We start from the raw sequence: 23,553 nt of genomic DNA on the forward strand, positions 1-23,553 counted from the left end.
AGTATTGCGCCGTCAGGTATAGATCCTTTGTCTCAAAAAGCTCTTCCTTTGTTGTCAGCCCAGATCAGGGTAAAATAGAAATCAGACAACCAGATACCAGGGATACCGTATGCATTGCCCATTTTGCTCCGCCGTGGATACCAAAGTTATTGATTCTCGCCTCGTGGGTGAAGGGTCATCCGTACGCCGTCGTCGGCAATGTCTGGTGTGCAACGAGCGTTTTACGACCTTCGAAGTCGCAGAGCTGGTGATGCCGCGCGTGGTGAAAAGCAACGACGTGCGCGAGCCGTTTAACGAAGAGAAGCTGCGCAGCGGGATGCTCAAGGCCCTGGAAAAACGCCCCGTCAGCGCAGATGACGTCGAGATGGCCCTGAACCACATTCGCTCCTATCTTCGTGGGCTGGGCGAGCGCGAGGTGCCGAGCAAAATGATCGGCAACCTGGTGATGGAACAGCTGAAAAAACTCGATAAAGTCGCCTACATCCGCTTTGCTTCCGTTTACCGCAGCTTCGAAGACATCAAAGAGTTCGGCGAAGAGATCGCCCGCCTACAGGATTAAGCGCATGCAGGATGAGATTTACATGGCGCGTGCGCTGAAGCTGGCGCAGCGCGGCCGTTTTACCACCCATCCCAACCCGAACGTGGGGTGCGTCATCGTCAAGGACGGCGAAATCGTCGGTGAAGGTTTCCACTATCGCGCGGGCGAGCCTCACGCGGAAGTTCACGCCTTACGTATGGCGGGTGAGAAGGCGCGCGGGGCGACGGCCTACGTAACGCTTGAGCCTTGCAGCCATCACGGCCGCACGCCGCCGTGCTGCGACGCGCTGATTGCAGCGGGCGTCGCGCGGGTGGTGGCTTCGATGCAGGATCCTAATCCGCAGGTGGCGGGCCGCGGCCTGTATCGCCTGCAGCAGGCGGGGATCGACGTCAGCCACGGCCTGATGATGAACGATGCCGAAGCGGTGAATAAAGGCTTCCTGAAGCGCATGCGCACCGGATTCCCGTACATTCAGCTCAAGCTCGGCGCGTCGCTTGATGGCCGCACGGCGATGGCGAGCGGCGAGAGCCAGTGGATCACGTCGCCGCAGTCAAGGCGCGATGTGCAACGTCTGCGCGCGCAAAGCCATGCTATCCTCACCAGCAGTGAAACGGTTTTAGCTGACGATCCGGCCATGACGGTGCGCTGGGACGAACTCAATGCAGATACCCAGGCGCTCTATCCGCAGGAAAACCTGCGCCAGCCGCTGCGCATCATCATTGACAGCCAGAACCGCATCACGCCCGAGCACCGCATCGTTCAGCAGCCGGGGGAAACCTGGATTGCCCGAACAAAAGAAGATTCGCGCGGATGGCCGGACGGCGTGCGCAGCATCATGGTGCCGGAGCATAACGGCCATCTCGATTTGGTGGTGCTGATGATGCTCCTCGGCAAGCAGCAGGTGAACAGCATTTGGGTTGAAGCGGGCCCGACGCTGGCGGGCGCATTGCTTCAGGCCGGGCTGGTGGATGAACTGCTCGTCTACGTCGCGCCTAAGCTGCTGGGCAGCGATGCGCGCGGCCTGTTTGTGCTGCCGGGCCTTGAAAAACTGGCCGACGCGCCGCAGCTTAAATTCAGCGAGATTCGTCCGGTCGGTCCGGATGTCTGCCTCCATTTAACGACAGCGTAATTGCTCCCGAAATAGGGAAGCAGTGCGCAAAGTATTATGATAAAATCCGCCCCCCTGCGGGGCCAAATGAACCCGTAAAGGAAGAGTATGAACATTATTGAAGCTGCTGTAGCTACCCCGGACGCTCGCGTCGCCATCACCATTGCGCGTTTCAACAACTTCATCAACGACAGCCTGCTGGAAGGTGCCATTGACGCCCTGAAGCGTATCGGCCAGGTTAAAGATGACAACATTACCGTTGTTTGGGTTCCAGGTGCTTACGAACTGCCACTGGCAGCGGGCGCGCTGGCGAAAACCGGTAAATATGACGCGGTGATTGCGCTGGGTACGGTTATTCGTGGCGGCACTGCGCACTTCGAATACGTTGCGGGCGGTGCAAGCAACGGTCTGGCACACGTTGCGCAGGATGCTGAAATTCCTGTCGCGTTTGGCGTGCTGACCACCGAAAGTATTGAACAAGCCATCGAACGTGCTGGCACTAAAGCCGGTAACAAAGGTGCAGAAGCTGCGCTGACCGCGCTTGAAATGATCAATGTATTGAAAGCCATTAAGGCCTGATTTTTTGTAAGGGGAATTCCGTGAAACCTGCTGCTCGTCGCCGCGCCCGTGAATGTGCCGTCCAGGCACTTTACTCCTGGCAGTTGTCCCAAAACGACATCGCTGATGTTGAGTACCAGTTCCTGTCAGAACAGGACGTTAAAGACGTTGACGTTCTGTACTTCCGTGAACTGCTGTCGGGAGTGGCGACTAATAGCGCGTATCTCGATGGCCTGATGAAGCCTTACCTGTCCCGCCTGCTCGATGAGCTGGGTCAGGTAGAAAAAGCGGTGCTGCGTATCGCCCTGTTTGAGCTGTCCAAGCGTGACGATGTGCCGTACAAGGTGGCCATCAACGAAGCGATTGAGCTGGCGAAAACCTTCGGCGCTGAAGACAGCCACAAGTTCGTCAACGGCGTGCTGGATAAAGCCGCTCCCGCGATCCGTCCCCGCAAAAAGTGATCCGCAAGCCGGAGCCTCGCATTGCCCAACCGGCGGTGCGGCTCCGGTTTTTTTTATTTAATTTGCTGAGGCATAACGTATGGCATGCGGCGAATTTTCCCTGATTGCCCGTTATTTTGACCGTGTCAGAACCTCTCGTCTCGACGTTGAAACCGGCATCGGCGATGACTGCGCACTTCTCAATATTCCCGAAAAGCAGACGCTGGCAATCAGCACCGACACGCTGGTGTGCGGTCGTCATTTCTTACCCGATATCGATCCTGCCGATCTGGCTTACAAAGCGCTCGCCGTTAACGTGAGCGATCTGGCGGCGATGGGCGCCGATCCCGCGTGGCTAACGCTGGCGTTGACCTTGCCGAACGTCGATGAAGCCTGGCTTGAAGCCTTCAGCGACGCGCTCTTTGACCAGCTTAACTACTACGACATGCAGCTGATCGGCGGCGACACCACCGCCGGGCCGCTGTCGATGACGCTGGCTATCCACGGTTACGTCCCGGTCGGGCGCGCGCTCAAGCGCTCCGGGGCGAAGCCCGGTGACTGGGTTTACGTTACCGGTACGCCGGGTGACAGCGCGGCGGGCCTGGCGATCCTACAGGACCGACTGGCGGTAGCAGACGAGGACGATGCAGCGTATCTGGTCAAGCGTCACCTGCGCCCGACGCCGCGCATTCTTCACGGCCAGGCGCTGCGCGATCGGGCAAGCTCTGCTATCGATCTTTCCGACGGGCTGATCTCCGATCTGGGCCATATTCTTAAGGCCAGCGGCGTCGGCGCGCGTATCGACCTCGACCAGTTCCCGCTGTCAGAGCCACTGCTGCGCCATGCCGAACCGGAGCAGGCCCTGCGCTGGGCGCTCTCAGGGGGGGAAGATTACGAGCTGTGCTTTACGGTTCCCGAGCTGAACCGCGGAACGCTGGACGTGGCGTTGGCCCATCTCGGCGCGCGGTTTACCTGCATTGGGCAAATCATGCCGGAGAGTGAAGGGCTGCAGTTTGTACGTGATGGCGCTCCGGTCACGCTCGACTGGAAAGGTTACGATCACTTCGCGTAAGTTTTGCCGAGGGCGCTGCGCTTACCCGGCCTGCGGGTTTTGTTCCCTCTCCCTTTGGGCTGAGGGTTCCCCACAAATTCCAGTCTGGCACCGAATACCCCCTCTCCCTGGAGGGAGAGGGCCGGGGTGAGGGGGGAACATACGGCAGTGGTGGTTATTCCGTTCACTTTATGAGCGTTGCTACTCTGAAATCACATTACTTGTGAACGTGTTAAGGAGGCTCACCGCCGCCTCCTTAACAATCCGGGCTCCCGGCAGAGAAAATCGCCGCTTCGCAGGTTGTTCGCCCCATCCCTGGGGCTCCCCCCTTCGGGGCCAGCACAAGTGCTGTCCAAAATTGCTCCCGGCAATTTTGTCTTCGGCTTATTCCTTCCGGCTTATCGGGGACGGGCGGAGGCAACGTCCCTGTAAAGCCGCCCTCTCGGCGCATCCCTGCGCCTCGCCCCGGCCTGCAGGAAACGCCTCAGCGATTTTCAGCCGGACCGGGGGGCGCTGTAAGCTCTTTATTCTGTTAATAAAAACTTAATCGCTTCTGAATAAAATTTTTCTGGGGACTACTCAGCCCTCTGGGAGAGGGTTAGGGTAAGAGCTTACTTAAATCCTGCCACCGGATGCTGCTGATACGGCGTCTCCAGCTCGGCAATCTGCTCCGGCGTCAGCGTTATATCTACGGCGCTTAACAGCTCATCCAGCTGTTCCTCTCGTGAGGTGCCGATAATCGGTGCGGCAACGCCGCGTTTACTCAGCAGCCACGCCAGCGCCACCTGTGCGCGCGTCGCGCCGAGATCGTCCGCAATGCCCGCTAAGCGCTCGGCAATCAGCGCATCGCTGGCTTCCGTCCCTTCGTACAGGTTTTTCCCCACCTCATCCGACACCAGACGGGCCGTGGTTTCGCCCCACGGGCGGGTCAGGCGGCCCCGGGCCAGAGGACTCCAGGGGATCACCGCCACGCCTTCCTGATAGCAGAGCGGCAGCATGTCGCGCTCCTCTTCACGGTAGATCAGGTTGTAATGATCCTGCATGGTTACAAACCGCGCCCAGCCGTGCTGTTTTTGCAGATCGAGCGCCTGCGCAAACTGCGAGGCGTGCATAGACGACGCGCCGATATAGCGCGCTTTGCCGGCCTTCACCACGTCGTTAAGCGCCTCCAGCGTCTCTTCTATCGGCGTGTTGTAATCCCAGCGGTGGATTTGCAGCAGGTCGACGTAGTCCATGTTCAGACGACGGAGGCTGTCGTCAATGGAGCGCAGGATCTGCCCGCGGGACAGGCCCTCGGCCAGGTCGCCCACCGGGAAGTACACCTTGGTGGCGACGACAATCTCATCGCGGCGAGCAAAGTCGCGAAGGGCGCGGCCGACGATCTCCTCGCTGCTGCCGTCGGAGTAGCTGTTGGCGGTATCAAAGAAGTTAATGCCGCCGTCGAGGGCGCGCTTGATGATCGGGCGGCTGCTCTCTTCCGGCAGCGTCCAGGCGTGATTGCCCCGGTCAGGCTCGCCGAAGGTCATACAGCCCAGGCAAAGTCGGGACACCTTGAGATCGGTTTTTCCTAATGTGTTGTATTGCATGGTTCGCTCCTGCTTTTAAACATTACGTTAAGCATAGCAGGAGCGAAAAGGGGAGGGATTAGTCCAGCCAGGTGCGGATTTTGGCTTCGATACCGGCGGCGTCCAGGCCGATCGCCGCGCGCGCTTCGTCCTGGGTGCCCTGCGGGATAAAGTAGTCAGGCAGGCCGAGGTTAAGCACCGGAACGGCTTTGCGGTTCGCCATCAGCACTTCGTTTACGCCGCTGCCCGCGCCGCCCATGATGGCATTCTCTTCCAGGGTAACCAGCACCTCGTGGCTTTCCGCCATGCTTAGAATCAGCGATTCATCAAGCGGCTTCACGAAGCGCATATCTACCAGCGTTGCGTTCAGCGCTTCCGCTGCTTTCGCCGCTTCAGGCATCAGCGTGCCGAAGTTCAGGATGGCTACTTTCTCACCGCGACGCTTCAACAGGCCTTTACCGATCGCCAGTTTTTCCAGCGGCTGCAGTTCAACGCCGACCGCATTGCCGCGCGGATAGCGCACCGCACTTGGGCCATCCTGATAGTGGTAGCCGGTGAACAGCATCTGGCGACATTCGTTTTCGTCAGACGGCGTCATGATCACCATATCCGGAATGCAGCGCAGGAACGACAGGTCGAACGCGCCCTGGTGCGTCTGGCCGTCCGCGCCGACGATGCCCGCGCGGTCGATTGCAAACAGCACCGGCAGCTTCTGGATCGCCACGTCGTGGATCACCTGATCGTAAGCGCGCTGCAGGAAGGTGGAGTAAATCGCGACAATTGGCTTGTAGCCGCCTATCGCCAGGCCCGCGGCGAACGTCACCGCGTGCTGCTCGGCAATCGCCACGTCAAAGTACTGGTCAGGGTATTTTTTGGAAAACTCGACCATGCCGGACCCTTCACGCATCGCGGGGGTGACGGCCATCAGCTTGTTGTCCTTCGCGGCGGTTTCGCACAGCCAGTCGCCGAAGATCTTCGAATAGCTCGGCATGCCGCCGCTGCTTTTCGGCAGGCAGCCGCTGGTCGGGTCGAATTTTGGCACCGCGTGGAAGGTGATCGGATCTTTTTCCGCCGGTTCGTAACCGCGCCCTTTTTTGGTCATGATGTGCAGGAACTGCGGGCCTTTCAGGTCGCGCATGTTCTTGAGCGTGGAGACCAGCCCCAGCACGTCGTGGCCGTCGACCGGGCCAATGTAGTTAAAGCCCAGCTCTTCAAAAAGCGTGCCCGGCACCACCATGCCTTTAATATGTTCTTCGGTGCGCTTGAGCAGCTCTTTAATCGGCGGTACGCCGGAGAAGACTTTTTTACCGCCTTCGCGCAGGCTGGAGTACAGCTTGCCGGAGAGAAGCTGCGCCAGATGGTTATTCAGCGCGCCGACGTTTTCAGAGATCGACATCTCGTTATCGTTGAGGACAACCAGCATGTCCGGCTTGATATCGCCCGCGTGGTTCATCGCTTCGAAGGCCATACCGGCGGTGATCGCGCCGTCGCCAATCACGCAGACGGTGCGGCGCTGCTTGTTCTCTTTTTCTGCGGCGACGGCAATACCGATCCCGGCTGAAATGGAGGTGGAAGAGTGGCCGACGCTTAAGACGTCATACTCGCTCTCACCGCGCCACGGGAACGGGTGCAGGCCGCCTTTCTGGCGAATGGTGCCAATTTTGTCGCGACGACCGGTCAGAATTTTGTGCGGATAGGCCTGATGACCCACGTCCCAGATCAGCTGATCGAACGGCGTGTTGTAGACGTAGTGCAGCGCCACGGTCAGCTCAACCGTGCCAAGCCCGGAGGCGAAATGTCCGCTGGAGCGACTAACGCTGTCGAGCAGGTAACGACGCAGTTCGTCGCACAGCTTCGGCAGGCTCTCTTTCGGCAACAGACGTAGCTCCTGGGTGGAATCCACTAACGCCAGCGTCGGGTATTTGGCAATATCAAAACTCATCAAAGGCTCATCGTGACAGGTTGTTTATTTATTACGCTGGATTATGTAGTCCGCTAGCGCTTCCAGTGCCGAGGTATCCAGCGATTGCGCGGCCAGCGCATTCAGCGACTGGCGGGCATCCTCTATCAGGTCCCGGGCTTTACGTTGGGCTTGCTCAAGGCCCAGCAGGGCGGGGTAGGTACTTTTGCCAAGCTGCTGGTCCGCACCCTGACGTTTACCCAATGTTGCAGTATCGCCCACCACATCCAGAATGTCATCCTGAACCTGGAATGCCAGGCCGATACTTTCCGCGTATCTGTCGAGAATCGGCAGGGCGTTACGCCCCCGTTCACCCGCGCTCAGCGCGCCCAGGCGAACGGCTGCGCGAATGAGCGCTCCCGTTTTGTGACGGTGGATGCGCTCGAGCTGTTCAAGATTCACCTGACGGCCTTCAGCCTCGAGGTCGAGCGCCTGGCCGCCGCACATGCCGGCCACGCCGCTGGCCATTGCCAGTTCGGACACCATCGCCAGGCGATCGCGATCGTTCACTTCAACCATCGGCGCATCGCTCAGGATTGAGAACGCCAGCGTTTGCAGAGCATCGCCCGCCAGAATGGCATTCGCTTCGCCAAACTTAATATGGCATGTGGGCTGGCCGCGGCGCAGATCGTCGTCGTCCATGGCGGGTAAATCATCGTGGATCAGCGAATAGGCATGGATGCACTCAACGGCGGCAGCCGGGGCGTCCAGCGTGGTGTCGCTGATGCCAAACATATTGCCTGTCGCATAGACCAGGAACGGACGCAGGCGCTTTCCACCCAAGAGTGCGCCATAGTGCATGGCTTCCACCAGTGGAGTGTTCTGAAAAGGCTGTGGCGCGATAAAACGGCGCAGCGCGTCGTTGGCGCGAACCACGCGCGCCTGAAGCTCGTTGGCGAAATCCATTTTACTCGGCGTCCGGTGTGAAAGGCGTTGTTTTTGCATCTTCGCTGTCGGACAGCAGGATCTGCACGCGCTGCTCGGCCTGCTGCAGTTTGACCTGACCCTGGCGCGCCAGCTGTACGCCGCGCTCAAATTCGTTGAGCGCCTCTTCCAGCGGGAGATCGCCGCTTTCAAGACGGGTGACGATCTGCTCAAGTTCATTCAGCGCAGTTTCGAAGCTGGCCGGTGCGTCATTTTTCTTTGGCATAGTGAATGTGACTCTTTCTATTTTTTGCCCCGTCATGGTAACGGACTCAGGCGGAGAAGCAAATAACGCGCAATGGTGATATACTCGCGCGCCTGGATGCAGCCACGGGTGTGGGCTGCTGTACTCTTTCCATCACAAGCCTTTTCGGGCTTGCCTAAGAAACATTGCCGCCATGAAGTTTATCATTAAATTGTTCCCTGAAATCACCATCAAAAGCCAATCTGTGCGTTTGCGCTTTATTAAGATCCTGACCGGGAACATTCGTAACGTATTAAAACACTACGACGAAACCCTTGCCGTGGTGCGCCACTGGGACCACGTTGAAGTGCGTGCCAAAGACGAAAATAAACGTCTTGATATTCGCGACGCCCTGACCCGCATTCCGGGCATCCACCATATTCTGGAAGTGGAAGACGTCCCGTTCAGCGATATGCATGACATCTTCGAAAAAGCGCTGGTCCAGTACCGCGACCAGATCGAAGGAAAAACCTTCTGCGTGCGCGTGAAGCGCCGCGGCAAGCATGAGTTTAGCTCCATTGAAGTGGAGCGCTACGTTGGCGGCGGCTTGAACCAGCACGTTGAATCCGCGCGCGTGCGCCTGACCAACCCGGACGTCACCGTTAACCTGGAGATCGAGAACGATCGCCTGCTGCTGGTGAAGGGCCGCTACGAAGGGATTGGCGGCTTCCCGATCGGCACACAGGAAGACGTGCTGTCGCTGATCTCCGGCGGCTTCGACTCCGGCGTGTCCAGCTATATGCTGATGCGTCGCGGCTGCCGCGTACACTACTGCTTCTTCAACCTCGGCGGCGCGGCGCATGAAATCGGCGTACGTCAGGTGGCGCATTACCTGTGGAACCGCTTCGGCAGCTCCCACCGCGTGCGTTTTGTGGCGATCAACTTTGAGCCCGTGGTGGGCGAAATCCTTGAGAAGGTCGACGACGGCCAGATGGGCGTCATCCTGAAGCGCATGATGGTGCGTGCGGCCTCCAAAGTGGCCGAGCGCTACGGCGTGCAGGCGCTGGTCACCGGTGAAGCGCTGGGCCAGGTCTCCAGCCAGACGCTGACCAACCTGCGCCTTATCGACAACGTGTCCGATACGCTGATCCTGCGTCCGCTGATTTCTCACGATAAAGAGCACATCATCGATCTGGCGCGCGAAATTGGCACCGAAGATTTTGCTCGCACCATGCCGGAATACTGCGGCGTGATCTCAAAAAGCCCGACCGTCAAAGCGGTGAAAGCTAAGATCGAGGCGGAAGAAGAGAACTTCGATTTCAGCATTCTGGATAAAGTGGTGGAAGAAGCGTCCAACATTGATATCCGCGAGATTGCCCAGCAGACCGAGCAGGAAGTGGTCGAAGTTGAAACCGTGAGCGGTTTCGGCGCGAACGATGCGATTCTGGATATCCGCTCTATTGACGAGCAGGACGACAAGCCGCTGCAGGTTGAAGGCGTCGACGTGGTTTCCCTGCCGTTCTACAAGCTGAGCACGAAGTTTGGCGACCTCGACCAGAGCAAAACGTATCTGCTTTGGTGCGAGCGCGGGGTGATGAGCCGCCTGCAGGCGCTCTACCTGCGCGAGCAGGGCTTTGCGAATGTGAAGGTGTATCGCCCGTAGTTCATTGTAGGGGAGTGCGGCCTGATGCCCTCATCCCGGCCCTCTCCCACGGGGAGAGGGCGAAGAGATGAGCTCGTGTAGGCCGGGTAAGCGTAGCTGCCACCCGGCTTTTTATTACTCGTAGTAGTTATAAATCCCCGCGGCCATCACCAGCGATGACGCCACTTCATACGCCTTTTCGCGCCCTACCACCAGATCGATAATCTTCAGGCCAAAATCAATCGCCGTGCCCGGTCCCTGGCTGGTCAGCAGGTTAACGCGCGGGTCCCATACAACGCGCTTGTCCACCCACTGATCTTCCGGAATGGTCTCCTTCAGCGCCGGGAAGCCGGTCATGTTGCCGATCGGGAAGATGTCGTGCGGCACCAGTACCGTACCCGCCGCCGCGCAGATGGTTGCCACGATGCGCCCGGAAAGATGGAACTGGCGGACGGTTTCGACCAGCAGCGGGCTGTCACGGAAACATTCGGCGCCTTTCAGGCCGCCGGGCAGCACGATGATGTCGTAATCGCCATCTGCCACTTCAACCAGCGGCGCATCCGCGAGGATCTTCACGCCGCGTGAGCAGGTAATCGCCAGGCTACCATCGCTGGCGACGCTGGCCGTTGTGACGTCAATACCGCCACGCACCATTAAATCAATGGTGGTGACCGCTTCCATCTCTTCACTCCCAGGGGCGAGACAGACCAGTGCCGACGCGCTCATATTCACTCTCCTTACGTTTAACTCTGTCATACAGGCGGGCGTTTTCCGGCACGCTGATACCGTGCGCGCGGGCGCGCTTTAGCAAATAGCCGGTGATGTAGTCGATTTCCGTGTGGCGCAATCCCCGAACGTCCTGCAGCATCGAGGAGATATTTTCTGCCGTACTATCAATCACCTGCTCGACATAATAGCGTAAATCGTCTGCCGAGGTGTGTAAGCCCTCACGTTCGACCACGGCGGCGACCTCGGCGCACAGCGCTGCTATCTCCTGCGGGTGGTTTTTCAGCGCGCCGTTGGGGCAGTCCCACAGGGCCGTCAGCGGATTGATAACGCAGTTCACCGCCAGCTTTCGCCACAGCTGGGGAAGAATGTTGTTGTGCCAGGCGACGTCCGGCAGGACTTTTTGCAGAACGTCCGCCAGATAGCTGTAGTCACCCTCGCGCTCGCGGGCCGGGCCGACGTGCGTCACGCCGCTGGCGACGTGAACGATGATATTACCGTCACGCCGCGCCGCGTGGGTGGTTGTCGCCATCAGCAGCGGCTGGCGGATGTTTTTTAACTCATCAAGGGTGCCCATGCCGTTATGCAGCAGCAAAATGGGCGACGTCGGGGGGAGCTGTCCAGCAAGGGCTTTCACCGCGTCTGAAACCTGCCAGGCTTTCAGCGTGACCAGCAGCAGGTCGCTTTGCGCCAGGAAGTCGGGATCGTTCGCGGTCAACGATTCGTTAAAGATGCTTCCGTCTTCAGCGATCAAGTTCACGCTGCAATAGGGCTGCGGCACGCGTAGCCAGCCCTGAACGTCGTGTCCGTGCGTGCGGAGCGCGGCCAGCCACAGCTGGCCCAGGGCGCCGCATCCGAGCACTGTAATTTTCATGGTTCCTCCTCACCCGCAACTGCGCCGGGTGTTACGGCCTAAGTATAGCGCCGTCAGCTAAGCTTCTCGTTATGCCTCGTTGCGGGTATTATGCAACGCAACAAAAGTGAAGGGAGAAGAAAAGATGCCATCTTTCGATATTGTTTCCGAAGTTGATATCCAGGAAGTACGCAACGGCGTGGATAACGCCAGCCGTGAAGTTGAGTCACGTTTTGATTTTCGCGGCGTTGAGGCGACGTTTGAGCTGAACGACGCGAATAAGACCATCAAGGTGCTGAGCGAGTCTGATTTCCAGGTCAATCAGCTGCTGGACATTCTGCGCGCCAAGCTGCTCAAGCGCGGCATTGAAGGGACGTCCCTGGATGTGCCTGAAGAGTTTGTGCACAGCGGCAAAACCTGGTTCGTTGAAGCGAAGCTGAAGCAGGGCATTGAGAGCGCGGTGCAGAAGAAAATCGTTAAGCTCATCAAGGACAGCAAGCTGAAGGTGCAGGCGCAGATCCAGGGCGAAGAGATTCGTGTGACCGGTAAATCTCGCGATGACCTGCAGTCCGTGATGGCGCTGGTGCGCGGTGGCGATTTGGGACAGCCGTTCCAGTTTAAAAACTTCCGCGATTAAAACGAAAATGCCCGGTTTACCGGGCATTTTTTCAGGCTTTTAGCGCCTGCTCGACCTCAAAGCGGTTCGTCACCTTGCTGTCGATTTTGACGTAAACGCTTCTTTCCTCCGGCACGACCAGCACCTCGCTCACGCCATCTTTCTCTTCCAGACGCTGCTTAAGGTTGTCCCCAATTTCGACGTCCTCGGGAATTTCCACGCGCAGGCTGCTGACATACTGCGGCTCTTTCATTGTGCTGGAGACCAGCAGCCAAACCATCGCCAGCAGAGCGCCCGCCAGGAAGACGGTTTGCGAATCAAATAGCCCGTCTACCCAGCCGCCGAGCGAGCCACCGATGGCCACGCCGAGAAACTGGCTGGTGGAGTAAATGCCCATCGCGGTGCCTTTATAGCCTGCCGGAGACTCTTTGCTAATTAGCGACGGCAGCAGGGCTTCCATGAGGTTAAACGCCAGGAAGAAAATCTGGACGCCGATAACCAGCTCCCAGAAGTGCGGGCCGGAACCCCACAGCACGATTTCCGCTATCACCAGCAGCGCCACGCAGCCCACGAAGACGCGCTTCATCCTGCGCTTCACTTCGGCATAGATGATAAACGGCACCACGGAGACGAACGAAATCAGCATCGTCACCAGGTAAATTTTCCAGTGTTCGGCGGCCGGGAAACCTGCGGCGGCAAGCTGGCCGGGCAGGGCGACGAAGGTGGACATCAGCAGGATGTGCAGACACATAATGCCGAAGTTGAGTTTTAGCAGCCGCGGCTCAACGATGACTTTGCTAAAGCAGCCTTTCACCATGCCGGATTCACGGTTAAGAACGTGGTTTTTGCTGTCCGGCACCACCCACAGCGTCAGGGCGATGCCGGCGGTTGCCAGCGCGGCAATCATCCAGAACAGGGCGTGCAGGCCCAGCTTATGCGTAATGATGGGGCCGAGCACCATCGCAATCGCAAAGGTCACGCCGAAGCTGACGCCGATAAAGGCCATCGCCTTGGTGCGGTTCTGCTCGCGGGTTAAGTCTGACAGCAGCGCCATGACGGCGGCGGCAATGGCGCCGGAGCCCTGAAGCGCGCGGCCAAGAATGATCCCCCAGATGGAGTGGGAGAGGGCGGCGATGACGCTGCCGAGCACAAAGATAAGCAGCCCGCCGACGATCAGGGGCTTGCGGCCCACGCGGTCCGAAAGCAGGCCGAAGGGGATCTGGAAAACGGCCTGCGCCAGGCCGTAGATGCCAATCGCCAGGCCAATCAACGCCTCGCTGGCCCCCTGAAGCGCCATGCCGTAAGTGGTCAGAACGGGCAGGACCATAAACATGCCAAGCATCCGCAGCGAGAAAACAGTCCCTAAGCCCCAGGTCGCGCGTAGCTCGCCCGGCGTCATTTTATAATCGTTCATTACCACCTCAGTTCAAGAGCAGGCCATAGTGTAGTGCGGGGAAGGGACGGGGTAAATAATGGGTTATTTAACAAATATTACATGCGTAACCAATAGATTTGGTGAATAAAAAAGGGTGCCGAAGCACCCTTTTAATCACTTAACGTGGCTTACCAGACGTAAGTCAGCAGGCTATGCGAGTCCGGTACCATAAAGTCGACGGACATCATCACGCTCAGAGCGGTAATGGCGATGATAGAGAAGCCGAACAGCTTGCGCGCCCAGACCTTGTCATCTTCCACTTTGTAACCGCGCAGCGCCATGCCGAGCCACCAGACGCTTACCGCAGCCGCGACGATGAGATATTTATATCCCGCGTAGCCGCCCAGCGAAAGCATCAGCGTTGCCACGGCAAAGGCGATGATGTACAGCGTAATGTGGTTCTTGGCGACCGAAATGCCCTTCACGACCGGCAGCACCGGAATGTTCGCTGCCTGATAATCCTTGAAGCGGAAAATCGCGATGGCGTACGAGTGCGGCATCTGCCACAGGCTAAAGATAGCCAGCAGGATCAGCGCACCGCTGTCGAACTCGTTCGTGACGGCACAGTAGCCAATCACCGGCGGCGCAGCGCCGGAGAGAGAGCCAATCAGCGTGCCGTAGACGGAGTGGCGCTTCATATACAGGCTGTAAACGCCCACATAGACCACGAACCCCATCACGGCGAGCCAGCAGGCCAGCGGATTAGCCCCGAACCACAGCAGCATAAAGCCAGCAATACCCAGCAAGGTGGCGTACACCAGCGAGACGGAAGGGGCGATCAGGCCTTTCACCAGCACCCGATTTTTAGTCCTTTCCATCTTCTTGTCGATATCCATGTCGATGTAGTTGTTAAATACACAACCGGACGCAACAACCAGTGACACCCCAACCAGCGTGCATGCGAAGAGGGTGTAGTCAATGCTGCCCTTCGAGGCCAGCAGGAACCCTCCGATCACGGAGATCAGGTTGCCAAAGATGATGCCTGGTTTCGTTACTTGCAGGTATTGCTTAAACATACTCGCCGCTCTTAGTGAACCATCATGTTGTAGTTAAGGTTCCACATAATCCAGATGGAACCGACTACCAGGATAGCGATGATAATCACGGTAAAGATAAAGGCGGTCATATTCCAGCCTTCATCGGACTTGGTGTTCATGTGCAGGAAGCAAACCAGATGCACCAGAATCTGAATCACCGCCGTTACCAGGATTGCACCCAGGATAACCGGCTTAGACGCAGAACCGCTCATCACCATCCAGAACGGGATCACCGTGAGGATGATCGACAGGATGAAACCTGTCATGTAGGTTTTTACGCTACCGTGGGAAGCGCCATGATCGTTTGAATGACTCATTACATCGCCCCCATCAGATAAACAACTGAGAACACACAGATCCATACCACGTCCAGGAAGTGCCAGAACAGGCTCAGGCACATGATACGGGTACGGTTAGTGCTGGTCAGGCCGCGACGGGATACCTGGAACATCAGTACCGCCATCCAGATCAGGCCCGAGGTTACGTGCAGACCGTGCGTACCGACCAGCGCGAAGAACGCGGACAGGAAGCCGCTGCGATCCGGACCCATGCCTTCAGCAATCAGGTGATGGAATTCATAGAGTTCCATCCCGATAAAGCCAGCACCAAACAGCCAGGTCAACGCCAGCCAGGAGACAACCTGGCTCTTGTTGTTTTTGTACATGGCGATCGCCGCCATGCCGTAGGTGATGGAGCTGAATAACAGCAGTGCGGTTTCTACCAGCACGAACGGCAGCTCAAAGATGTCCTTGCCGGTCGGGCCGCCCGCCGTGCCGTTCACCAGAACGGCATAGGTCGCGAACAGACAGCAGAACAGAATGCAGTCGCTCATCAGGTAGATCCAGAAACCGAAGACTTTCGTCGGTCCCGTATCGTGGTGCGCATGTTCATGCGCGTGGGCAGTCGAGTGCGCCAGAGTATCAGTTGCCATTTTTCAGCCCCGCTTTAGAAATCTCATCGAAATGCTGGTTTTCCAGTTTTTCGACTTCACGGACTGGTACGTAGTAGTCCACGTCCTCGTCAAAGCTCTTCACAATCCAGCTGATGACGATGCCGGCAAAGCCAACGATCGCCAGCCACCAGATGTGCCAGATCATTGCGAAACCAAATACCGTAGCGAAGGCGGCAATCACAATGCCCGCACCGCTGTTTTTCGGCATGTGGATTTCTTCGTAATGCTCAGGTTGCTTGTACGCTTCGCCTTTCTCTTTCATTTCCCAGAATGCGTCACGCTCATGAATGTGCGGCACAACGGCAAAGTTATAGAACGGAGGAGGGGAGGAGGTTGCCCACTCCAGCGTACGGCCACCCCATGGGTCACCGGTCAGGTCACGGTTCTGATCGCGGTCGCGAATAGACACGTAGTACTGAATCAGCTGGCACAGGATACCGCAGGCAATCAGCGCCGCGCCGCCCGCTGCAATCATTAGCATTGGGTGGAACTGCGGGTCGATCTGCTGGCTGAGGCGACGAGTCATCCCCATGAAGCCCAGCACGTACAGCGGCATAAACGCCACGAAGAAGCCGATGATCCAGAACCAGAACGCGCGTTTGCCCCATTTTTCGTTCAGCGTGAAGCCAAACGCTTTAGGCCACCAGTAGGTTACGCCAGCGAAGCAGCCGAAGACGACGCCGCCGATGATAACGTTGTGGAAGTGCGCAATCAGGAACAGGCTGTTGTGCAGAACGAAGTCAGCGCCCGGAACCGCCAACAGTACGCCGGTCATCCCACCTACGGAGAAGGTGACGATGAAGCCGATGGTCCACAGCATCGCTGAGTGGAACACGATACGGCCCTGGTACATGGTGAACAGCCAGTTGAAGATCTTCACCCCGGTAGGGATGGCGATAATCATGGTGGTGATACCGAAGAAGGCGTTTACGTTCGCGCCCGCACCCATGGTGAAGAAGTGGTGCAGCCAAACGATGAACGACAGCACGGTAATACACACGGTTGCCCACACCAGAGAGGTGTAACCAAACAGGCGCTTACGCGAGAAGGTCGCCGCGATTTCGGAGAACACACCGAACACAGGCAGAACCAGAATGTACACTTCCGGGTGACCCCAGGCCCAAATCAGGTTGATGTACATCATCATGTTGCCGCCCATATCATTCGTGAAGAAATGGGTGCCCAGATAGCGATCCAGGGTCAGCAGCGCGATGGTGACGGTCAGAATTGGGAACGACGCGATAATCAGGACGTTGGCGCACAGAGATGCCCAGGTAAATACCGGCATCTTGAACATCGTCATGCCTGGGGCACGCATCTTGAGAATGGTCACGAAGAAGTTAATACCGGTCAGCGTGGTACCGACACCGGAGAGCTGTAGCGCCCAAATCCAGTAGTCAACGCCCACGCCCGGACTGTACTCAATTCCCGAAAGCGGCGGATAGGCCAGCCAGCCGGTCTGAGCAAATTCGCCCACGCCCAGAGACAGGTTAACCAGGATAACGCCGACAACCGTGAACCAGAAGCTCAGGTTGTTCAGGAACGGGAACGCAACGTCGCGCGCGCCGATTTGCAGCGGCACAACCACGTTCATCAGGCCGATAACCAGCGGCATCGCCACGAAGAAGATCATGATAACGCCGTGAGCGGTAAAGATCTGATCGTAGTGGTGCGGCGGCAGGAAGCCCGCTTCACCCGCGGACGCAAGCGCCTGCTGGCTACGCATCATGATCGCATCCGCAAAGCCACGAATTAACATGACGATACCGACGATGCAGTACATGATGCCGAGTTTTTTGTGGTCGACGGAGGTCAGCCACTCTTTCCACAGATAGCTCCACTTACCAAAGTAAGTGATTAAGGCCACTAAGGCCGCGCCACCGATGATAATTGCAGCCACCGTAACCATGATAATCGGTTCATGGTAGGGCACTGCATCCAGTGTTAATTTTCCGAACATTTTCTTCCTCGGCCCCTTAGTGAGCGGTTTCCGCGTGGCTCATGTCCATGCCTTCCATACCTTCGTGCGAGCTGTGCTCACCTTCAGGCTGGGTCATGTCCATGCTCATGCCGTGATCCATAAATTTGCCAATAACGTCTTTGAACAAATTCGGTTTCACGTTAGAGAAGTACTCCACCTTGTTGTATTCGCTAGGTGTCGCCACTTTTTCGAACGCCGCCATGTCAGACATGGTGTTGGTAGACTGTTTCGCTTTTTCGACCCACTGGTCGAAGGTTGCGCGGTCTGGCGTAGCGATAGCTTTGAACTTCATACCCGAGAAGCCCGGGCCGCTGTAGCTGGCGGAGATACCGTCGTAGGTGCCTGCTTCATTGGCAATCAGGTGCAGGTTAGTCTGCATACCGGCCATCGCGTAAATCTGGCTGCCCAGACGCGGAATAAAGAAGGAGTTCATTACGGAGTTAGATGTCACTTTGAACTGAACCGGAGTGTTCGCCGGGAAGGCGATTTCATTCACGGTAGCAATGCCCTGCTCTGGATAGATGAAGAACCATTTCCAGTCCATGGAGACCACTTCGATGGTAATAGGTTTTTCATCGTGAACCAGCGGTTTGCTAGGCTCAAGCGCGTGAGTGGTTTTCCAGGTCAGTACGGCAAGGAACAGGATGATCAGAATAGGCACCGTCCAGACCACAGCTTCAACTTTGTTGGAGTGTGACCAGTTAGGGCTATACTTCGCATCTTTGTTGCTCGCACGATACTTCCAGGCGAAACCAACAGCCATCAAAATGGCTGGAATAACCACAATCATCATCAGGCCAAATGCCGTCAGAATCAGCGAACGTTGTTCCAGTCCAATCTGTCCTTTGGGGTCTAGTAGTGCAGAATCGCAGCCACTGAGTAATACAGTGCCCGCGAATAATGACAACCATCCCAAACTTTTATTGTATTTCCCGAGTCTCATTTAACGACCTCAATTCCACGGAGTCTGGTGGCGTTTAAAGTGTGGGGGCATTTTACGGGAAGGTTACATTACTGTAAACATCATTAGGGCTGTGTCAGGAAGGTGTTACTGGGTTCTGCCGCACATGTCACAAGTGTTGCAAATTATGTCGATTTCTAAGACAGAGGCCGCATGGCGTGGGCATTATAACGAAAGGCGTTTTTAGCATACCCTAAACGGGGCAATTGGTATAACCATTATGAAATTTATACAAATAATTAACAATTAATTATCAATAAAAGGACAATTGAAAAACGAAAATTTAATCAGCTCGATGCTGAATCGTTTAATGAAAAATAGCGAACGCCCCGAGGCTCCAATAATTTCCGAAAGCTATCCCGCACAAAACAACAAATATATTTTCAGCGAGCGTCGGTTATTTCCCGTTATAATTTCACTTCGTGATTACAACGGGAAATAACCGTTCGTCTTTTCTCTATGTCATATGCGTTTTACGCAATGACAGGAAATCCAGCAGGCCGCCGGTGACAATCCCCACGACAATCAGCAGGGCGCCCACATCAAGGAGAAGCGGTTCCACCGAAAGTGACAGCGCGGTGGAGGCGTTGATAATCAGCGCGATAAGCCAGAGTGCCAACGCCAGACAGCCGACCATCAGCAGACGCAGTGCGAACCGATAGGCGCTATGGTATTCGGTACGTGGAATAAACTGTTCCGTGCGCTGGGTATATTCCAGCGTCTGGCGACAGACCAGCAGGAGTAAAATCCCCGGTACGGCTGCCACGACGGAAAAGAGATAAAATGTCGGCCACCCGTGCGCTTCAACAAACCAGCCCGCAATCGGCCCGACATACACGCGGCCGACGGCAGAAAGGGCCGAGAGCAGGGCAAACTGCGTGGCGGAAAATGATTTATTGCACAGCGTCATCAGCAGCGCGACGAACGCCGCCGTGCCCATACCGCCGCAGAGGTTTTCAAAGAATACCGCCGTGGCCATGCTGATCATATGCTTATCGGTAATCGACAGCAGCCAGTACCCAGCGTTTGACACCCCCTGAAGGATGCCGAAGATCAGCAGCGCGCGGAACAGGGTAAGACGCTGCATCAGCACGCCGCCGTAGAGCGCGCCGAGGATGGTGGCAAACAGCCCCAGCGTTTTATTCACCACCCCAACTTCTCCCGCATCAAACCCTACGCCGCGAATAAGGAAGGTGGTGGTCAGGCTCATGGCAAACGCGTCGCCGAGCTTATAAAGGACGATCAGCAGCAGGATTAGCCAGGCGTTGTTACGCCCAAAGAAGTCTCGAAGCGGCTCCGCAACCGCCTGCTCCAGCGTGCGGGGAACCGGTATTACGTCGCTCGGCTCAGGGGCGAAAAGGGTAGCGATAATGCAGGGAATAAGCAGGGCGGCCATCAGCCAGTACATACCCTGCCAGCCGAGATAGCGATCCGCCAGCCATAGCGCCAGCCCACCGGATACCAGCATCCCCAGGCGATAGCCCAGCACGCTGATCGCCGCACCGGCACCGCGCTCTTCGGCGGGAAGAACGTCCGTTTTCCAGGCGTCAAAAACGATATCCTGCGATGCGGAACAGAAGGCGATAACCACCGCAAGCGCAGCCATCCAGCGCAGCTGCGTGGAAGGTTCGAGGAAGCCCATCGCGGCAATCGACAGCAGCAATAGCACCTGCGTCATCACTAACCAACCGCGGCGCCGTCCTAAAAATGGCGGCGTGTAGCGGTCCATCACCGGTGACCAGAGGAACTTAAATACGTAGGCCTGGCCCACGAGCGAGAAGAAACCGATCGTTTTAAGATCGATGTTCTCGACGGTCATCCACGCCTGCAGCGTGCCGGAAGTGAGTGCGAGCGGTAAACCGGAGGCGAAGCCCAGGATCAGCAGAATAGCTGATTTGGGCTGCTGAAAAATTCGTAAGTAATTGCTGGGCATAGTCTTATAAGGCCGACCCGGCGTAATGACGGGTCAGCCGGCAGGATTAACGCGAGTTTTGCTTGATGAAGTCGTGGATGCTGGTGTCCTGCGCCATGTCGGCGATGGTATCGGTCAGCACGCTGTTGACGGCGTCAGCAATGTTTTTGTTGGAGGCCTGAAAAGCGCCTTCAACGGAGTAGCTGGCGCGGTAGTTTTTGTTCATCTTGTTGCCGTTCTTCGCCGTAGCGATGATGGCGATGTCCGCTTTAGTAGAAATGTTATAGCGAACGTTACCCTGAGAGACGTCCGCATACAGGTTGTTCACGATAATCTGCAGATCAACCGCGCCGCTTGGCCCAATCATATAGCCGCGGGAGGTCATCTGTTTTTCCAGCACTTCCTGCAGCAGGAAACGCAGGTCGCGGGATGCGGTCAGGGTAACCTGCTGGTTGTCGCGGGTCACTTTTGCCAGCGCCTGATCCTGACGCTGGTCAGCGCCGTTAATGCTGACGGTAATGCCCATCAGGCTTGGGTCCTGCTGCGGCAGGGCAATTTTAGGTGAAACCTCAATGGTAGTTGGCGGGGTGGCGCAACCGGCGAGCATAAAAAGTGCTACCAACGGAAAGAAGAGTTTTTTTAACATTTTCAGGTTCTCAACGAATCGTAAGCATTTACAGAGAATAATTGCCGCCATCATAACATCGCTAACGGCGAGGGGAAGTGGTCAACGCATGTAAATTCATCGCCTTGTCCGAAAACTAACCGCCCTGGCGTTTTTCTCCGTCTGAATGACATGAAAGGCATGAGCCTTAGAGTGAACTTCATTCGTTTGAATGAGAAAATCAGACGAAAGCTAAATATTTGTTGTCGGAATGCAATGAAAACGGTAAAAGCGGCTAATATTTAAAGGGATGGGTGACATCCTGGCGTTGTCGGAGGAGTAATTTCATGATGATACGTGAACAGATAGAAGAAAAATTAAGGGCAGCGTTCAACCCTGTGTTCCTCGAAGTCGTCGACGAAAGCTATCGTCATAACGTACCGGCAGGTTCTGAAAGCCACTTCAAAGTGGTTCTGGTCAGCGATCGCTTCATGGGAGAACGTTTCCTGAACCGCCATCGTCTGATCTACAGCACTCTGACGGAAGAACTCTCCACAACCGTACATGCGCTCGCATTGCATACCTATACCATTAAGGAATGGGAAGGGTTGCAGGATACGGTTTTCGCCTCCCCGCCATGCAGGGGTGCAGGCTCAATAGCCTGAGAAATCGGATTTGCAACCGCCTGAGATTTTCCAGTATGTTGCATACAGATCATGTCAAAACGGCCTTATGGCCGTTTTGTTTTGTCTGAGTTTTGAACGTATGGTGCGTTTTTAAGGCCAAAAATAGCCTTAATTTGTGAAAAAAGCCGCAGCAACTGACCCCAACCGTTCTCGACTCCCCTTAGTGATGCCGCTATAATGCCGCGTCTTATTGAATGTCTTCGGCATGATTCTGGCGACAGGGAATGTGAATCTGCACTATGAGAGCATCCCGGTAAAACAGACAGATTCAGAGTTGACCGAGCACTGTGATTTTTTTGAGGTAACAAGATGCAAGTTTCAGTTGAAACCACTCAAGGCCTTGGCCGCCGTGTAACGATTACTATCGCTGCTGACAGCATCGAAACTGCTGTGAAAAGCGAGCTGGTCAACGTAGCAAAAAAAGTACGTATTGACGGCTTCCGCAAGGGCAAAGTACCAATGAATGTTGTTGCTCAGCGTTATGGCGCTTCCGTGCGTCAGGATGTGCTGGGTGAACTGATGAGCCGCAATTTTATTGATGCGATCATCAAAGAAAAAATTAATCCAGCCGGCGCGCCGAACTACGTTCCAGGCGAATACAAGCAGGGCGAAGATTTCACCTACTCTGTAGAGTTCGAAGTGTACCCAGAAGTTGAGCTGAAGGGTCTGGAATCTATCGAAGTTGAAAAACCGATCGTTTCCGTGACTGACGAAGACGTTGACGGCATGCTGGACACCCTGCGCAAGCAGCAGGCGAACTGGAAAGAAAAAGAAGGCGCAGTTGACGCTGAAGATCGCGTGACTATCGACTTCACCGGTTCTGTTGATGGCGAAGAGTTCGAAGGCGGTAAAGCGTCTGACTTCGTACTGGCCATGGGCCAGGGTCGTATGATCCCAGGCTTCGAAGACGGCATCAAAGGCCACAAGGCTGGCGAAGAGTTCACTATTGATGTGACCTTCCCGGAAGAATACCACGCTGAAAACCTGAAAGGTAAAGCAGCGAAGTTCGTCATCAACCTGAAGAAAGTTGAAGAGCGCGAACTGCCAGAACTGACTGAAGAGTTCATCAAGCGTTTCGGCGTGGAAGATGGTTCCGTTGCCGGTCTGCGCGCTGAAGTGCGTAAAAACATGGAGCGCGAGCTGAACGGCGCGGTGCGTAACCGTGTTAAATCTCAGGCCATTGACGGTCTGGTAAAAGCGAACGAGATCGACGTTCCTGCTGCCCTGATCGACAGCGAAATTGACGTACTGCGCCGTCAGGCTGCACAGCGTTTCGGTGGCAACCAGCAGCAAGCGATGGAACTGCCGCGCGAGCTGTTCGAAGAGCAGGCTAAACGCCGCGTTGTTGTTGGCCTGCTGCTGGGCGAAGTGATTCGCACCCACGAGCTGAAAGCTGACGAAGAGCGTGTGAAAGGCCTGATCGAAGAGATGGCTTCTGCTTACGAAGATCCATCAGAAGTGATTGAGTTCTACGGTAAGAACAAAGAGCTGATGGACAACATGCGCAATGTTGCCCTGGAAGAGCAGGCTGTTGAAGCGGTACTGGCGAAAGCGAAAGTGACCGAAAAAGAGACCTCTTTCAACGAACTGATGAACCAGCAGGCGTAATTTCGCCACAACGGTTTAAAGTTTGAACAAAAAACCCGTTGCCCCGGCGACGGGTTTTTTTTATCGCAGCAATAGCTCAGGAAGAGTGCTAAAACGCCCTTTCAGTGTTAGCGTAACACCAAAAGGTTGTTATGCTTGAAATAGGGCAATGTGAACCCCATAAGTATGAAATCACGATGAATGAGACTGGCTGATAATCCGTCCATAAGGTT

At 56.2% G+C, this 23,553-nt stretch carries 23 protein-coding genes; 9 read left to right on the forward strand and 14 right to left on the reverse strand.

The genetic code is table 11. The features are described from left to right. Window positions 1-109 precede the first annotated feature (109 nt). From nrdR to thiL, 5 genes are all read left to right on the forward strand, one after another. Window positions 110-559 carry a transcriptional regulator NrdR gene (gene nrdR / locus V1599_RS07570; protein WP_112011239.1) on the forward strand — a complete coding sequence of 150 codons (450 nt, stop codon included), beginning with the start codon at window positions 110-112 and terminating at the stop codon, window positions 557-559. 4 nt (window positions 560-563) lie between these two features. Continuing rightward, the gene (ribD, locus tag V1599_RS07575) at window positions 564-1,667 is read left to right on the forward strand and encodes a bifunctional diaminohydroxyphosphoribosylaminopyrimidine deaminase/5-amino-6-(5-phosphoribosylamino)uracil reductase RibD (protein WP_395301284.1); all 1,104 of its coding nucleotides are present in this window, start codon (window positions 564-566) and stop codon (window positions 1,665-1,667) included. Between the two features lie 87 nt (window positions 1,668-1,754). Then, window positions 1,755-2,225, forward strand: a complete 471-nt coding sequence (ribE, locus tag V1599_RS07580; RefSeq protein WP_006176874.1) for a 6,7-dimethyl-8-ribityllumazine synthase — start codon at window positions 1,755-1,757, stop codon at window positions 2,223-2,225. 20 nt (window positions 2,226-2,245) lie between these two features. Further along, entirely contained in the window at window positions 2,246-2,665 is a 420-nt protein-coding gene (gene nusB / locus V1599_RS07585) for a transcription antitermination factor NusB (RefSeq protein ID WP_112011241.1), read from the forward strand. Between the two features lie 79 nt (window positions 2,666-2,744). Next, window positions 2,745-3,716, forward strand: a complete 972-nt coding sequence (gene thiL, locus V1599_RS07590; protein WP_297118375.1) for a thiamine-phosphate kinase — start codon at window positions 2,745-2,747, stop codon at window positions 3,714-3,716. 590 nt (window positions 3,717-4,306) lie between these two features. Here thiL and V1599_RS07595 read toward each other — a convergent pair. Genes V1599_RS07595 through xseB form a run of 4 tightly spaced genes read right to left on the reverse strand, consistent with a single transcriptional unit; the run spans window position 4,307 to window position 8,370 of the window. Beyond that, complete coding sequence (locus tag V1599_RS07595; RefSeq protein WP_297119698.1) at window positions 4,307-5,281, reverse strand: aldo/keto reductase; 975 nt, start codon at window positions 5,279-5,281, stop codon at window positions 4,307-4,309. Between the two features lie 58 nt (window positions 5,282-5,339). Continuing rightward, window positions 5,340-7,202, reverse strand: coding sequence for a 1-deoxy-D-xylulose-5-phosphate synthase (gene dxs, locus V1599_RS07600; RefSeq protein WP_297119696.1), 1,863 nt, complete (start codon window positions 7,200-7,202; stop codon window positions 5,340-5,342). Window positions 7,203-7,226: 24 nt separating this feature from the next. Beyond that, on the reverse strand, window positions 7,227-8,126 hold the full coding sequence (gene ispA, locus V1599_RS07605; RefSeq protein WP_297119694.1) for a (2E,6E)-farnesyl diphosphate synthase: 900 nt from the start codon (window positions 8,124-8,126) through the stop codon (window positions 7,227-7,229). 1 nt (window position 8,127) lies between these two features. After that, window positions 8,128-8,370: an exodeoxyribonuclease VII small subunit gene (gene xseB / locus V1599_RS07610; protein WP_045328337.1), complete on the reverse strand. Its 243-nt coding sequence runs from the start codon at window positions 8,368-8,370 to the stop codon at window positions 8,128-8,130. Window positions 8,371-8,542: 172 nt separating this feature from the next. On the opposite strand from xseB, the gene thiI reads away from it, so the two are divergent. Further along, entirely contained in the window at window positions 8,543-9,991 is a 1,449-nt protein-coding gene (gene thiI / locus V1599_RS07615; RefSeq protein WP_112011246.1) for a tRNA uracil 4-sulfurtransferase ThiI, read from the forward strand. Between the two features lie 114 nt (window positions 9,992-10,105). Here the strand turns inward: thiI and yajL are convergent, their stop codons facing one another. Together yajL and panE are read right to left on the reverse strand one after the other, a co-directional pair. After that, entirely contained in the window at window positions 10,106-10,696 is a 591-nt protein-coding gene (gene yajL, locus V1599_RS07620; RefSeq protein WP_112011247.1) for a protein deglycase YajL, read from the reverse strand. Continuing rightward, the gene (gene panE / locus V1599_RS07625) at window positions 10,656-11,570 is read right to left on the reverse strand and encodes a 2-dehydropantoate 2-reductase (protein ID WP_112011248.1); all 915 of its coding nucleotides are present in this window, start codon (window positions 11,568-11,570) and stop codon (window positions 10,656-10,658) included. The genes yajL and panE overlap by 41 nt, the downstream gene beginning before the upstream one ends. A gap of 124 nt (window positions 11,571-11,694) precedes the next feature. Between panE and V1599_RS07630 the strand changes: the two genes are divergently transcribed. Further along, the gene (locus tag V1599_RS07630; protein ID WP_040076922.1) at window positions 11,695-12,186 is read left to right on the forward strand and encodes a YajQ family cyclic di-GMP-binding protein; all 492 of its coding nucleotides are present in this window, start codon (window positions 11,695-11,697) and stop codon (window positions 12,184-12,186) included. A gap of 31 nt (window positions 12,187-12,217) precedes the next feature. Here the strand turns inward: V1599_RS07630 and V1599_RS07635 are convergent, their stop codons facing one another. From V1599_RS07635 to V1599_RS07670, 8 genes are all read right to left on the reverse strand, one after another. Beyond that, on the reverse strand, window positions 12,218-13,579 hold the full coding sequence (locus V1599_RS07635) for an MFS transporter (protein ID WP_112011249.1): 1,362 nt from the start codon (window positions 13,577-13,579) through the stop codon (window positions 12,218-12,220). A 149-nt stretch (window positions 13,580-13,728) separates the two neighbouring features. After that, window positions 13,729-14,616 carry a heme o synthase gene (cyoE, locus tag V1599_RS07640; RefSeq protein WP_112011250.1) on the reverse strand — a complete coding sequence of 296 codons (888 nt, stop codon included), beginning with the start codon at window positions 14,614-14,616 and terminating at the stop codon, window positions 13,729-13,731. 11 nt (window positions 14,617-14,627) lie between these two features. After that, window positions 14,628-14,954: a cytochrome o ubiquinol oxidase subunit IV gene (locus V1599_RS07645; RefSeq protein ID WP_006176899.1), complete on the reverse strand. Its 327-nt coding sequence runs from the start codon at window positions 14,952-14,954 to the stop codon at window positions 14,628-14,630. Continuing rightward, the gene (locus V1599_RS07650) at window positions 14,954-15,568 is read right to left on the reverse strand and encodes a cytochrome o ubiquinol oxidase subunit III (RefSeq protein WP_297119681.1); all 615 of its coding nucleotides are present in this window, start codon (window positions 15,566-15,568) and stop codon (window positions 14,954-14,956) included. The genes V1599_RS07645 and V1599_RS07650 overlap by 1 nt, the downstream gene beginning before the upstream one ends. Continuing rightward, entirely contained in the window at window positions 15,558-17,549 is a 1,992-nt protein-coding gene (cyoB, locus tag V1599_RS07655; protein WP_395301285.1) for a cytochrome o ubiquinol oxidase subunit I, read from the reverse strand. The genes V1599_RS07650 and cyoB overlap by 11 nt, the downstream gene beginning before the upstream one ends. Before the next feature lie 16 nt (window positions 17,550-17,565). Beyond that, window positions 17,566-18,513, reverse strand: coding sequence for a cytochrome o ubiquinol oxidase subunit II (gene cyoA, locus V1599_RS07660; protein WP_112011253.1), 948 nt, complete (start codon window positions 18,511-18,513; stop codon window positions 17,566-17,568). 475 nt (window positions 18,514-18,988) lie between these two features. After that, window positions 18,989-20,464 (reverse strand): muropeptide MFS transporter AmpG, encoded by a 1,476-nt coding sequence (gene ampG / locus V1599_RS07665; RefSeq protein ID WP_112011254.1) that lies wholly within the window; start codon window positions 20,462-20,464, stop codon window positions 18,989-18,991. A 46-nt stretch (window positions 20,465-20,510) separates the two neighbouring features. Beyond that, on the reverse strand, window positions 20,511-21,089 hold the full coding sequence (locus tag V1599_RS07670) for a lipoprotein (protein WP_395301286.1): 579 nt from the start codon (window positions 21,087-21,089) through the stop codon (window positions 20,511-20,513). A 305-nt stretch (window positions 21,090-21,394) separates the two neighbouring features. Here V1599_RS07670 and bolA point away from each other — a divergent pair, with 305 nt between their 5' ends. Beyond that, on the forward strand, window positions 21,395-21,712 hold the full coding sequence (bolA, locus tag V1599_RS07675; protein WP_112011256.1) for a transcriptional regulator BolA: 318 nt from the start codon (window positions 21,395-21,397) through the stop codon (window positions 21,710-21,712). A 330-nt stretch (window positions 21,713-22,042) separates the two neighbouring features. Next, entirely contained in the window at window positions 22,043-23,341 is a 1,299-nt protein-coding gene (gene tig, locus V1599_RS07680) for a trigger factor (RefSeq protein ID WP_112011257.1), read from the forward strand. Window positions 23,342-23,553: the final 212 nt, after the last annotated feature.

This window comes from Enterobacter sp. ECC-175 (assembly GCF_043968675.1).
In the GTDB taxonomy this organism is placed as follows: domain Bacteria; phylum Pseudomonadota; class Gammaproteobacteria; order Enterobacterales; family Enterobacteriaceae; genus Enterobacter.